Here is a 12,308-nt window from a genome sequence, read left to right as displayed (position 1 = left end):
ATGAGAACTAAAAACTTATTCAAATTTTGTATTTTGTTTTTGTTAGTTTTATTTTCATTTAGTTTTGTTTCTGCAACAAACAAAGAAAATGTTAGTTTGATTTATAGTTTGGGCGAAATTGAATTACATAATAATCAGTCATTTAATTCTACGCAACAGGTAGATTTGCCTGACACTATTTTAACTGCAGAGATTGCATCGTTGGATGAGAAATTTAAAGTAATTTCAACAACGTTTCAACCAACAACTGTTGTTAATATTAGTTCAAGGTCTTTAGACATAGATGATTTTACTTATGTTAATACTTCATTTAATACTTCGGGTGCAGAATATGAAGTTTTAGCAGTGCATGCGTTTGAAGTAAAACAAAATGGAGTTAATAATACTTTTACAATTTATTATAATGCTTCAGAGTTAGATTCATTAACTACTCCGGTGGTTATTCACACGCCTTATGATTTTGATGCTGGAATTCCAAATATGACTAGGAATGTCGAAACTCATGGTACTGATTTATCCTTTGATTCTAATACTGGCATGATTACAATTACGGGAATCACTCAATTTTCTGCATTTTTTGTTGCGGAAGATATGTGTAATAATAATAAAAAAGATGGATCTGAAACTGGAACTGATTGTGGTGGTATTTGCAACGATTGTTCTGCGGGTGGGAACACAGGTGGTGGCGGCGGAGGCGGATCTTCTTCATCTAGTCCCTCATCTATTGTAGTTATCCCAACCGATCAAGGTGTTACTGCAAAACTTAGAAAAAATGACAAACTTACTATTTTGTTTAATGGGTTAGAGTATCCTTTTGATGTTACTGAAGTTGGTAATTTACAAGCAACCATCAAAAGAACTGGAACTCCTTATTCATACACAGTTAAATTAGGAGAGCAAAAAACTGTTGGTTTAGCAGAATTATTTTCAGATGACATTGTGATCAATATAGAGCTTGCTGATGGTTTTGTTATAATGAGTTTTAAATTATATCCTGAGAAAAAATCTTATGCTATGCCTAATTTATTGCCGCCTAAGAAGAAAGTAACTCCTCCTCAAACAAATCCTAAAGTTGAGTCTCAAATAACAACTGAAGTAACAGGGCAAGCAACAACCAAAACTGAAAGTGGTTGGGCAAATATTAAGGCGACGCCCGAACCTGTTGTAGAATCACCAACACCTCCGAAGTCTCCAATTAGTTTGTGGACGTGGATTATTGCATCGTCAATCATAGTTCTTCTCATAGGTGGTATTGCGGTTTTCCGTTATCAATTGCCTATGGGAAAACCCCCAACAACAACCAGGGCAGGTCTTGGAGAATCACCTAAAGAGATCTCTGAACCTGTCCTACCTTTTACCCAAGAAGAAAAACCAGTAGTGCAACCAAAACCTAAGCCTAAATTAACTCTATCAAAAGAAAAAGAAATGGCAGTGGAAAGGTATATTTATCATGCGCTTGCTAATGGCTTTACGGGTGAGGAAGTTAGAAATGTTCTTTCAAAAAAAGGTTGGTCTAATGAATTGTTAGATGATGTTTTCACTCATATTACTGCGGTTGATACTCATATGGAGAAGAATAAACTGCATGAGGAAGATACGCGGCTTTCAGCTGCAATCGCATCAATTAAAGCACTTTCGAAGAAAGGATATTCAAAAGAGCAAATTAGACAAGGTTTAATTAGAAAAGGTTGGACTGAGGATTTAGCGGCGCAAGTGCTTGAGAAGATAGATTAAGCCTTATTTAATGCGTTCTCAAAAGCTATAATTTTATAAAATCTTCTCTTTTTCTTTTATATTTATGTGCGCTAAAATTTTAATTAAAAAATGCATAAAAAAGTATTTTGAAGATTTGGATAAAGAGATTACTCTTTCAAAAGAAAAAAGATATTATTTATCTGATTTGTCTAAAGATTTTTCCACGTCAAAAGGTTTTATCAAAGCGGAAGATCTGAAAAAATCAAATGGCGATAAAGTTATTTCTAGTAAAGGTGAAGAATTATTTATTTTTGATTCTGCGTTCATTGATGATTATAAAAAGATGAAAAGATTGCCTCAAATAATCCCTCTAAAAGATATTGGTTTTATTCTGGCGCAAACTGGAGTTGGTAAAGATTCTATTGTTGTTGATGCAGGTAGTGGTTCAGGCGCACTTTCTTTATTTTTAGCGCGCCATGTAAAAAAGGTTACAACGTATGAAATTGAACCTGATCATCTTGCAGTTGTTAAAGAAAATATTAAAATTCTTGATATAAAAAATATTGATGTTAAAAATCAAAGTATTTATGATGGATTTGAAGAAAAAAATGTTGATTTATTAACTCTTGATCTTCCAGAACCGTGGTTAGTTTTAAAACACGCATCAAAAATGCTAAAACCAGGAGGTTTTGTTGTATCTTATTCTCCAACAATTACTCAAACTGCAGAGTTTGTTAATGAAATTCCCAATCATGAAAATCTTATTCATCTTAAAACTATTGAGTTAATAGAACGAGAGTGGCAAGTTGAAGGTAGAAAAGTTAGACCAAAATCAAGACAAATTATTCATTCTGGATTCTTAAGTTTTGTGAGGAAGATTGGAAAATGAAAAAACGTATTGCAGTTATTAAAAAATCATATTGTAATCCTATTGGTTGTGGTGATTTTCTTTGTGTCAAACTTTGTCCTATGAATCGTACTGGTTCTGAATGTATAATTCAACAAGAGGGAAAACCACTTATTGACGAGTCTCTTTGCACTGGTTGTGGTATTTGTAGTAATCGTTGTCCATTCGAAGCAATTTCAATTATTAACTTACCATCAGAACTTCAACGCGATCCAATTCATAGATTTGGCCCAAATGGGTTTGCACTTTATTCTTTGCCAACACCTCTTTTTGGGAAAGTTGTGGGTATTGTGGGAGTAAATGGTATTGGAAAATCTACTGCAATTAAAATTCTTGCGGGTGCATTAAAGCCTAATTTTGGGAGAAATGAATCCGCATCATACGACGAACTTGTTGAGTTTTTCAAAGGAACTGAAGCTCAGAAGTTTTTTGAGAAGGTAAAGCAGGGAGAAATTAAGGTTGCATATAAACCGCAGGCGGTTGATCAAATTCCTAAAGTGTTTAAGGGCACAGTAAGAGAACTTTTAGAAAAAGCTGATGAAACAAATAAACTTGATGAAATAATTACTCTTTTAGAATTAACAAAAATAATTGATAGGAGTGTTGAACATATTTCTGGTGGGGAGTTACAAAGAGTAGCAATTGCAGCAACTGTATTAAAAGATGCAAATCTATATATCTTCGACGAGCCAACATCTTATTTAGATATTAAACAGAGAATTAAATTAAGTAAGTTTATTCGAAGTCTGGCAACCCCTGAAAAGGCAGTTTTAATTATCGAGCACGATTTAATTATTCTTGATTCGATGACTGATTTAACTCATATTATGTACGGGCGAGAAAGTGTTTATGGGATGGTTAGTCTTCCAAGAACAACGCGAGTTGGGATTAATGCATATCTTGAAGGTTACATTAAAGAAGAGAATGTTAGATTTAGAGATTACAAGATTACATTTAACACTAGGCCTGAAGAACATAATAGGGAAACTCCGTTGTTGTGTGCGTGGTCAAATGTTAAAAAGAAATTAGGTAATTTTTCTTTAGTTGCACAGAAAGGTGAATTAAGAAAACATGATGTTATTGGAGTTTTAGGTGAGAATGGAATTGGTAAAACTTCTTTTGTTAAAATTTTAGCAAAAGTGGATCTGCCTGATGAAGGAGAAATTGATGAGAAAATCAAGATTGCTTACAAACCACAATATTTGGAATCAACTGATGAGTTAGTGATGACTTTTTTAGGCACTGCAATTCAAAAGTTTGAGAATCAATTAATTAATCCATTAAATTTAAAACCCTTATTTTATAAAAAATTAAATGAGCTTTCAGGAGGACAACTTCAAAAAGTAACAATTGCACATTGTCTTTCTCGGGATGCAGATTTATTTCTTTTAGACGAGCCAAGTGCTTATTTGGATGTTGAGCAAAGGCTTAATGTTTCCAAAATAATTGCAGATTTGATGGATGTAACGGGTAAGTCTTGTTTTGTTATTGATCACGATTTATTATTTATTGATTATATTGCTAGAAAAATTGTGGTATTTGATGGAGTTCCGGCAGTAAATGGTATTGTAAAAGGTCCGTTTACGATGGAGCAAGGGATGAATCATTTTTTGGCAGATTTAAAAATTACTATGCGGCGTGATGAAGATTCATCTAGGCCAAGGGTAAATAAAGAAGATAGTCGTAAAGACCGTGAACAAAAATCCGCTAACAAGTTGTATTACACATAAATATTAGTTTTTTTCTAAGTTCATGTTTATTTCGCAACAATAAGAGTAGATGACATTTTTATTTCAGGTATTGTTCTAACTGCGTCCATAACAAATGTTGAAAGTGCTTCTGGACCATCTACGGTAACTTTTGCGATTAAGTCCCATTCTCCAAATAGAATATGAACTTCAGTTACTTGTTCTAATAGTTGTAATTCAGCTTGTACTTTCTGTTCATCTCCATGATTTAGTGAGATTAGTACGAATCCTATCATTTTAATGTATATATTGGTTTTTTAAGTATTTAAACTTATTTGATTAAATTTATAAACAAATCTTTTTTCTTTAGTTAATATGAAGTGCGAGATTTGTAAGCAAAAGGTTCAAATGAATTTTTTAGAAAAACCATTTGGTTCTTATGTTAAGGATGAAAAGGGTAAGAAGCATATTATTTGTAGTGAATGTCAAAATAAGTTTCAAACAAAAAAGGAAGTATTAGAAAAAATTTAATTATAGTCATGTTTGAATTTACGTTCATACTTGCCCTTGTAGCTTAGTGGCTGGAGCGGCTGCCTCGTATATCCTAACACAGAACTTGTAAAATGTGTTTATTTGAGTTAGCAGCAGGTCGTGAGTTCAACTCTCACCAAGGGCTTTTATTCTTTTTAATTATTATTAATTAGACATTAAGTATGTTCAATATCATACTCTTTTCTTTTTAGAATTAGTTTTTTTATGTGCTTTCTTTTTATTATTGAGTATGGTTTCGTGAGGGTGATGTTGGCCTGTTGGTTTTGCATAAAAAGGCACTGCTTTTAAAAATCGGGGAGTTCGTGAAAACATTCGAACAAATCTTGTAAATCGAGTGCTTCGAGTCATTTTTGCACCTCGTGTGCCTTCTTTTTCTATTGCTTCAATTATTTTTGCGCCTTCCTTTTCAACTTCGACTCCCTCGTGTAGAATGCTTTGAAATGTTCCAAGTCCTTCATTGAGTCCAAATGATAATGTCCCTGCAATTCCTTCTATTGCTCGAAAAAAAATAAAGAAAGGAAATACTGCGATAATATCTAGCCAGCATTTTTTTATAAAATTTTTTACATTTCTTATTCGGATATATTTGAACACAAGATCAAAAACAAATACTGAAATTACAATCCAATCAAGTATGGAAATTATTGTGTGGTAGTGGTGTGCAAAGTCTTTAAAAAATATTTCAATAACAATGATTCCTAATAATAGTATTAAAGTATAAGGTATTGATTTATCAATTAAATGTTCGAATTTATGCATCCAAGATTTCATATTAGTTTGTATTAATTTGAGTTTTATTAATCTTACTATTTCTTTGTTGGTGTAATCTTTTTTATTTTTTTTATGAGAAACATTTAAATAGTCTTTTTATTTGTATTTAAATAATGAATCTGTGGGATCGTATGAAAAAAGAGGTGTCGCACCCGTCTGATATTGGCAAAACTGATATTTCTCTTATGAAATTAGTTAATTATAATTTGCTCTTTTTTATTCCTATTTTAATTGCGCTTTTGATTTCTTTTTGGTTAGGTTCAATTTTTAGTATTTTCTTTGAAACATCGCAAACTATTGTCGCTAGAATTTTCATGTTTGTTTTTACATTTCTTATTTTTATGTTGATAATCCCTTTTATTCGTAGGCGAGAGAAAATTTCAGGAATTAGATATTCCATTTTAGCTTTTTTTCTTGTGGGTATTGGACTTTCCTTGCCTTCTGCATTAGCAGGTAATCCTGGTTTTTTACTTGGGTCGTTGTGTTATTTTGCGCATTATCTTTTATTAACATTTATTTTTGCTCCCGAAGTTTTAGGTATTTATTCTAATATTAAAGATTGGTTCATTAAAGGAAAACAATTATACGTTATGGTTGTGTATCTTGCGATTGTTTTATTGTATATTTTTGGTTTTGGTATGCAGTATTATGATATGTATGTTCATTCGCCGGACGCATTTACTGTTGGATTTGAAGAAGAACTTGAACCAACTACTTTTATTTATTATAGTGTTGTAACATTTGCAACAATTGGGTATGGAGAAATTACTCCTTTATCGACTGCAGCAAGATTTATGACTAGTTTGGAAATTATGTTTGGGATGGTAATTAATGTGTTATTTATTGCATTGTTATTAGTTTACATTTCTGGCACTCAAAGTAATATTTTAAAAAGAGAAGAACATAAGTTGGATCGAGCAGAAGAATCACATGAACGTCAAGAAGATGAGATTCAAGAAGTAAAATCTGAAGTTAAAAAAATTAAGAAGAAGGAAAAAGAAGTTGATGAACTTCTTAAAAAAACAAAAGCTAAAAAAAAGTAAATTCATAATAATTTATTTGAATTCAATTAATTCTTCGAAGAGTAATCCTTTTAATTTTGCATGTTCTAAACTTGTAACATAACTTTTAGGTGTTAGTTCTAAGTCTTCAATATTTAAAAAATACCAGCCGTAAGAATTAAATTTAACCCCGATCCAGGCTTCCCCTCCAAATATGCTTGCAAACTCTTGTAATTCTTTTACTTCTTTATGGGTGAGATATTGCCGAGTATTTTTAGTGACTTTGCATTCTATTACTATTTTACGATTACCTCGTCCTGCAATAACATCAGGACTAGCGTATTTGATTGAACCACTTCCTGCAACTCTTGTTGAGGCCCAACCAGATCCCCAAAATTTGTGGATTAATTCTCTTTCAGCATTAATTCCTTTACTTTTTAGACTCATTGTTATTTATTGTTTACATTTCAAAATAATTATGTGTTTACTTAAGTAAGAACTATTTTTATTATTATGTTTTTATCAATCAAAACTTTTGATCAAATATGTATTTCTGGGGCATTACATAAACAATTCATGTTTTTGTTACTATTGTGCGATTTCATATTTATTTATTTAATTGTGTAATGGTAAACAAACTTTAAATAACATTTCTAATAATTTTATATTAAGATGTTTGGTGAGCAAAAAAAAACTGAAGAAGAAACTTTTGAAACTCAAGTTAGAGCTTTGATGAATAAACGACGTATAACTTATGATGAAGCAGAACAGCTTTTGAAAGCCGGACAGAAGTCTATTTGGGAATTTTAATTATATTTTAGTTTAACAATTTCTGTTTTAAAATTATGAATTTAAACAAAGCAGATGAATTTTTCTCGTCGAGAAAAGAATTAAATTTTTATTTTCATAAAATCTTCTGCACAAATTACATTATCAAAGTACATGCTAGCTTCTTCTTCTATGTCTTGTGTGTTTTTGTATCTTTGAGAAAAGTGTGTGAGTATTAATTTTTTTGCTTCTGCCCGATTTGCAAGCATTGCTGCATCTTTTGCGCTCATGTGTTTGTATTGTTCTGCTTTTTCTTGGTGTGTTGATGAGGCATAAACGCATTCACTTATTAGTATGTCTGCATTTTCGGCGAGTCTCAGTGCACCTTCGCAAGTTTGAGTATCTGCAACATAACTTATTTTTTTTCCTGGTTTAAGATACGTTACATCTTTACAAAGAACTTTAATTCCGTTTACAGTAACATCTTTTCCTTCTTTAATTTGTCTTAAGTATGGGCCTTCACTCAGTCCTAATTTGCTAATTTTTGCCATGCTCACATTAAGCTGATCTTTTTGAATAAAATTAAATCCTATGCAAGGTAGTTTATGATCAAGAGCAGCACATTCTAGTGCATAATTTTCGTTTTCAAAAAATCTTAATACTTCTGTTCCCACAGGTTCAAGTTCCATCACTTCAATTTCTATTTTTTGATCAAATATGCAAGTTTGCATCATATGTTCAACTCTTTTTTTAGTTTCTGTTGGGCCATATATTCTTACTGTGTGAGTTACTTGATCTGAACCCATTGTTTGGATGAGGCCAATAATTCCTGAAACGTGATCTCCATGCCAATGGCTGATTAGTATTTTTGTAACCTTTGATCTTTTTATTCCAGTTATATTCATCTGTCTTTGCGTTCCTTCTCCGCAATCAAATAGTATTCCTTCTGTTTTGTAATCTAGAAAAATCCCTGATACATTTCGTTCCTTTGTTGGAACCATGGCACTAGTGCCTAAAAATGTTAGTTGCATTTTGTTTTTGTTTTGAGTTTTTTTTTAAAATTGCGTACGATTGAGTTTATGAAATCGTACTGGATGTTGCGTGTCAAGCTGAGCGTAACCAGTTGGTGCCCAAAAATGTTAGTTGCATTTTGTTTTTGTTTTGAGTTTTTTTTTAAAATTGCGTACGATTGAATTTATGAAATCGTACTGGATGTTGCGTGTCAAGCTGAGCGTAACCAGTTGGTGCCCAAAAATGTTAGTTGCATTTTATTTTTGTTTTGAGTTTTTTTTAATAATCGAGTACGATTGAGTTTGCGAAATCGTACTGGGTGTTGCGTGTCAAGCTGAGCGTAACCAGTTGGTGCCTAAAAATGTTAGTTGCATTTTATTTTTGTTTTGAGTTTTTTTTAATAATCGAGTACGATTGAGTTTGTAATTGGCGTACGCACAATCAATTTTAGTGAATATATTATTAGTTAATTTCCATTATCCATTTATATTATTTTCCTTTATAAATCCTATTTAAACAAAGTTATTAAATCCCCAAACCTTTATAAATAACCCTCTCAATCTGATATAAAATGCCAAAACAAGTTGTTAAAGCAATTTTTGCTAAGGAAAGAGTATTAACTGAAGATAGTGATATAGCAAGAGAACTTTATAATCAAAGTAGATTTGGGGTTGTTGTTGAAAGCAGAGTAGAATTATCTCTTATTGAAGCTTATTATCTTATGCAAAAAAAACGTATTGTCATTACTGATCTTCGTAATAAGCCACTTGATGATCAGAATTTTCTTAAAAAAGCGTTAAGAAAAGAAAATAATTTCTGGACTAGATTCTGCGTGTTTAAGGATTTAAGAAACAGAGGGTATATTGTTAAGACTGCACTTAAGTTTGGTGCTGATTTTAGGGTTTACGATCGTGGTGTGAAACCTGGTGAAGATCATGCCAAATGGTTAGTATATCCTGTTAAAGAATCAGATAGTTTTTCATGGTATGAATTTTCTGCAAAAAATCGTGTTGCAAACTCAACTAAAAAACGGCTTTTAATCGGTGTTGTTGATGCTGAGACTGATGTTACTTACTGGGAAATTCGTTGGATGCGACCATAAACGTAGTTATAATTAAATTTCTAATCATTTTTTTAACTTAATTTACTTTTTTTTGTTTTTACTTTCCACTTGTATCAAAATACTTATATACCTTTGATTTCTTTTATTTTGTATTATGGCAGCTCCAGATAACCAGTCTAAGATCCTTCAGTTAATAAGTATTAAAGGCCCAGTTATTCCATCAAATATTAATAAGGAATTAAATCTAAATATTCTGTTTACATCAGCTATGTTATCCGAGCTTGTTGATAATAAAATTTTAAAGCTTTCAAATTTGAAATTTGGGGGGTCTCCTTTGTATTTTAAGCCAGGTCAAGAACATCTTCTTCAAAATTTTTCAAATAAACTTAATGCAAAAGATCGTGATACTTTTGATTTATTAAAATCTAAAAAGATTCTTCAAGATTCAACTCAGACTCCTTTGGTGCGAGTTAGTTTAAGAGAAATTAAAGACTTTGCAATTCCGTTAGAAGTTTCGCATAATAATTCTACTGAAATTTTTTGGAAATGGTATTTGTTATCAAATGATGAGAGTTCGGTTTTTATTAAAAAATTATTGGGAATTGAAGATAAGTCTGCACCTGAAGTTGAAAAAGTAGATGAAGTTCCAAAAGCAGATGTTCCTGAAAATAATCAAGTTCAATCGCAAAACACTCAGGTTCAAAAAGAAAATTCTAATTCAATTGCAGCGGAGCACATACAACCAACTCAAAAACCAATTACTCAAACTCATCCTGCACAACCAACGCCAGTTGAATCACCCCGACCTAATGCGCAACCAAATGTGGAGCCTGAAGTATTAACTCAAAAAAGTCAGGTTCCTTCAACAACGAGTGATAGTGAAGTACCATCTAAAGCTCAACTTAATGATCATCAAACAATTTTAGAATTAGAACAATCTCTTTTAAAACATAGAAATGATCTTATCAATCAACAAAAATCTATCATCTCAGACTTAAGAAAAGAAATTTCTCAAATTAAAGAAATATCGAGGGATAAACCAAAACCTAAAAAATCAAAACTTGAATCAATTTCTAATGAAACGCAAAAAACTTTTGAAAAACCACTTCCTCAAATTCCTGATGATGAGTTCGGGTCTCAAATAAGTTCATTTTTAAAATCAAATGATATTAAACTTATTGACATAAAAATTATTCGAAAAAATTCTGAACTTGATTTGGTACTTGATGTTCCAAGTCCAGTAGGAGTTATTAGTTTTTATTGTAAAGCTAAATCAAAAAAAACAATTAATGATGGTGATTTAAGTTCAGCGTTTGTTCAAGGACAATTAAAAAAGTTACCTGTTCTTTTTGTTACGTCGGGAAAGTTAACTAAGCGAGCAGAAGAAATGTTGTCTAATGAATTTAAAGGAATGGTCATCAACAATATCTGAACTGTAAATATATAATTCATAAATCTGTAATTCATAAATATTTTATGCTGGGAAGTTTGTGAGCACAGTCAATAACCAGAAGTCTAAATTCAGTTTAAAAGGTGTCTTGAATGGGTGTTAATCTTAAAGATTTAATTTTGAAAAAAGAAGCGTCGATTAATCAATTTAATAATAAAACGTTTGCAGTAGATGCATTTAATATTTTATATCAATTTGTATCGACAATTCGTCAAAGAGACGGAGCACTTCTTACTGATTCTAAAGGTAGAGTAACATCTCATCTTAGTGGATTATTTTATAGGTCAACTAAACTTATGTCTCATGGAATGAAACTTGCTTTTGTTTTTGATGGGAAAGCACCAGAACTTAAAACTAAAGAACGTATTAGGCGAGCACAACTCAAATCAGACGCTCAAAAAAAATTTAAAGAAGCGGAAGCTGAGCACGATCTCGAAGGTATGAAAAAATTTGCTGCAAGAACTGCTAAGTTAAGTCCTGAAATGGTAAGTGAAGCAAAAGAACTTTTATTGGCGCTGGGAATTCCAGTTATTCAAGCACCAAGCGAGGGGGAGGCCCAAGCAGCATACATGGTTTCAAAAGGGGAAGTTGATTATGAAATTTCTCAAGACTTTGATTGTTTGATGTTTGGAGTGCCTATTATGGTTCGTAATTTAACTATTTCTGAGCGTAAAAAAATGTTGGGCAGATTGTCTTATGAACAAATTAAACCTGAAATAATAGAACTTGCAGAAAACCTTAATCATTTAGGTATTGATAGAGATCAATTAATTGCTGTCGGCATGTTAGTTGGAACTGATTTCAATGTTGGAGGAATTAGGGGTATTGGTCCAAAAAATGCAATTAAGTTAGTTAAAAAACATGGTTCTGATTTTGATAGTTTATTTGAAGAAGTTAAGTGGGATGATTTTTTTGATTTTCCTTGGACTGAAGTATTTTATTTATTTAAAAAAATGCCTCACACTGATGATTATGATTTAACCTGGACTGCAATTGATCCTGATAGGGTTTGTAAAATTTTATGTGAAGAACATGATTTTAGCAAAGATCGTGTTTTGTCTGCATTAAAAAAACTTGAAAAGCAACAACAAAAAGCAGCGCAAAAAGGTCTTGGAGATTTCTTTTAATTTTATTGTTCTAATTATTATTTATGATAAAAAAATAGAAAATGTGGGGGAGGGGACAATCGTCAAATATGGTTTTTAGTTAGTTTTAAGCACTAAAAAAATCATATTTAATTTCGAACCCCTGAACCTACTAAAGGACTGGATTCCTCATAATAGGAAAGTCATATGCGTAATTATTCATCGCATAAGCTCATCACTCAAATTTAACTTGAGTCCAGCGCATTTGACCATACTTTGCTACCCCCACGTTTTTTTAAGCATTAATTTTAAGGTAA

13 protein-coding genes and 2 tRNA genes are annotated in these 12,308 nt (G+C 31.7%); 10 read left to right on the top strand and 5 right to left on the bottom strand.

The window, feature by feature from the left end; genetic code table 11:
* From HN587_05995 to HN587_05985, 3 genes are all read left to right on the top strand, one after another.
* Window positions 1-1,734, top strand: coding sequence for a hypothetical protein (locus HN587_05995; protein MBT7903387.1), 1,734 nt, complete (start codon window positions 1-3; stop codon window positions 1,732-1,734).
* 64 nt (window positions 1,735-1,798) lie between these two features.
* Entirely contained in the window at window positions 1,799-2,584 is a 786-nt protein-coding gene (locus HN587_05990; GenBank protein MBT7903386.1) for a methyltransferase domain-containing protein, read from the top strand.
* The gene (locus HN587_05985) at window positions 2,581-4,332 is read left to right on the top strand and encodes a ribosome biogenesis/translation initiation ATPase RLI (protein MBT7903385.1); all 1,752 of its coding nucleotides are present in this window, start codon (window positions 2,581-2,583) and stop codon (window positions 4,330-4,332) included. The genes HN587_05990 and HN587_05985 overlap by 4 nt, the downstream gene beginning before the upstream one ends.
* 26 nt (window positions 4,333-4,358) lie before the next feature.
* Here the strand turns inward: HN587_05985 and HN587_05980 are convergent, their stop codons facing one another.
* Entirely contained in the window at window positions 4,359-4,586 is a 228-nt protein-coding gene (locus HN587_05980) for an Lrp/AsnC ligand binding domain-containing protein (GenBank protein ID MBT7903384.1), read from the bottom strand.
* A 79-nt stretch (window positions 4,587-4,665) separates the two neighbouring features.
* Between HN587_05980 and HN587_05975 the strand changes: the two genes are divergently transcribed.
* On the top strand, window positions 4,666-4,821 hold the full coding sequence (locus tag HN587_05975; GenBank protein ID MBT7903383.1) for a hypothetical protein: 156 nt from the start codon (window positions 4,666-4,668) through the stop codon (window positions 4,819-4,821).
* A 32-nt stretch (window positions 4,822-4,853) separates the two neighbouring features.
* Window positions 4,854-4,966: transfer RNA gene (locus tag HN587_05970), tRNA-Thr, on the top strand.
* 47 nt (window positions 4,967-5,013) lie between these two features.
* Here HN587_05970 and HN587_05965 read toward each other — a convergent pair.
* Window positions 5,014-5,613 (bottom strand): hypothetical protein, encoded by a 600-nt coding sequence (locus tag HN587_05965; protein MBT7903382.1) that lies wholly within the window; start codon window positions 5,611-5,613, stop codon window positions 5,014-5,016.
* Window positions 5,614-5,726: 113 nt separating this feature from the next.
* Here HN587_05965 and HN587_05960 point away from each other — a divergent pair, with 113 nt between their 5' ends.
* Window positions 5,727-6,656, top strand: a complete 930-nt coding sequence (locus HN587_05960; protein MBT7903381.1) for a hypothetical protein — start codon at window positions 5,727-5,729, stop codon at window positions 6,654-6,656.
* A gap of 12 nt (window positions 6,657-6,668) precedes the next feature.
* Here the strand turns inward: HN587_05960 and HN587_05955 are convergent, their stop codons facing one another.
* Window positions 6,669-7,061, bottom strand: coding sequence for a Holliday junction resolvase (locus HN587_05955; protein MBT7903380.1), 393 nt, complete (start codon window positions 7,059-7,061; stop codon window positions 6,669-6,671).
* Between the two features lie 225 nt (window positions 7,062-7,286).
* On the opposite strand from HN587_05955, the gene HN587_05950 reads away from it, so the two are divergent.
* Complete coding sequence (locus HN587_05950; protein ID MBT7903379.1) at window positions 7,287-7,424, top strand: hypothetical protein; 138 nt, start codon at window positions 7,287-7,289, stop codon at window positions 7,422-7,424.
* An 80-nt stretch (window positions 7,425-7,504) separates the two neighbouring features.
* On the opposite strand, the gene rnz is transcribed toward HN587_05950, so the two are convergent.
* Entirely contained in the window at window positions 7,505-8,383 is an 879-nt protein-coding gene (gene rnz / locus HN587_05945; GenBank protein ID MBT7903378.1) for a ribonuclease Z, read from the bottom strand.
* A gap of 581 nt (window positions 8,384-8,964) precedes the next feature.
* On the opposite strand from rnz, the gene endA reads away from it, so the two are divergent.
* From endA to HN587_05930, 3 genes are all read left to right on the top strand, one after another.
* Window positions 8,965-9,495 (top strand): tRNA-intron lyase, encoded by a 531-nt coding sequence (endA, locus tag HN587_05940; GenBank protein ID MBT7903377.1) that lies wholly within the window; start codon window positions 8,965-8,967, stop codon window positions 9,493-9,495.
* Between the two features lie 115 nt (window positions 9,496-9,610).
* Entirely contained in the window at window positions 9,611-10,888 is a 1,278-nt protein-coding gene (locus tag HN587_05935) for a hypothetical protein (protein ID MBT7903376.1), read from the top strand.
* Window positions 10,889-10,998: 110 nt separating this feature from the next.
* Window positions 10,999-12,033: a flap endonuclease-1 gene (locus tag HN587_05930; protein ID MBT7903375.1), complete on the top strand. Its 1,035-nt coding sequence runs from the start codon at window positions 10,999-11,001 to the stop codon at window positions 12,031-12,033.
* A gap of 42 nt (window positions 12,034-12,075) precedes the next feature.
* On the opposite strand, the gene HN587_05925 is transcribed toward HN587_05930, so the two are convergent.
* Window positions 12,076-12,280: transfer RNA gene (locus HN587_05925), tRNA-Leu, on the bottom strand.
* Between the last annotated feature and the right edge of the window lie 28 nt (window positions 12,281-12,308).

The organism is Candidatus Woesearchaeota archaeon, assembly GCA_018675335.1.
GTDB lineage: Archaea > Nanobdellota > Nanobdellia > Woesearchaeales > UBA11576 > JABJCP01.
The sequence above is the reverse complement of the archived record's forward strand: the minus strand, read 5'-3'. Positions and strand labels throughout refer to the sequence as shown.

Excerpts from the sequence above, each read along its gene's own strand:
- HN587_05995 (MBT7903387.1), top strand. The coding sequence starts at position 1 with ATGAGAACTAAAAACTTATTCAAATTTTGTATTTTGTTTTTGTTAGTT.
- HN587_05990 (MBT7903386.1), top strand. The coding sequence starts at position 1,799 with ATGTGCGCTAAAATTTTAATTAAAAAATGCATAAAAAAGTATTTTGAA.
- HN587_05985 (MBT7903385.1), top strand. The coding sequence starts at position 2,581 with ATGAAAAAACGTATTGCAGTTATTAAAAAATCATATTGTAATCCTATT.
- HN587_05980 (MBT7903384.1), bottom strand. The coding sequence starts at position 4,586 with ATGATAGGATTCGTACTAATCTCACTAAATCATGGAGATGAACAGAAA.
- HN587_05975 (MBT7903383.1), top strand. The coding sequence starts at position 4,666 with ATGAAGTGCGAGATTTGTAAGCAAAAGGTTCAAATGAATTTTTTAGAA.
- HN587_05965 (MBT7903382.1), bottom strand. The coding sequence starts at position 5,613 with ATGAAATCTTGGATGCATAAATTCGAACATTTAATTGATAAATCAATA.
- HN587_05960 (MBT7903381.1), top strand. The coding sequence starts at position 5,727 with ATGAATCTGTGGGATCGTATGAAAAAAGAGGTGTCGCACCCGTCTGAT.
- HN587_05955 (MBT7903380.1), bottom strand. The coding sequence starts at position 7,061 with ATGAGTCTAAAAAGTAAAGGAATTAATGCTGAAAGAGAATTAATCCAC.
- HN587_05950 (MBT7903379.1), top strand. The coding sequence starts at position 7,287 with ATGTTTGGTGAGCAAAAAAAAACTGAAGAAGAAACTTTTGAAACTCAA.
- rnz (MBT7903378.1), bottom strand. The coding sequence starts at position 8,383 with ATGGTTCCAACAAAGGAACGAAATGTATCAGGGATTTTTCTAGATTAC.
- endA (MBT7903377.1), top strand. The coding sequence starts at position 8,965 with ATGCCAAAACAAGTTGTTAAAGCAATTTTTGCTAAGGAAAGAGTATTA.
- HN587_05935 (MBT7903376.1), top strand. The coding sequence starts at position 9,611 with ATGGCAGCTCCAGATAACCAGTCTAAGATCCTTCAGTTAATAAGTATT.
- HN587_05930 (MBT7903375.1), top strand. The coding sequence starts at position 10,999 with ATGGGTGTTAATCTTAAAGATTTAATTTTGAAAAAAGAAGCGTCGATT.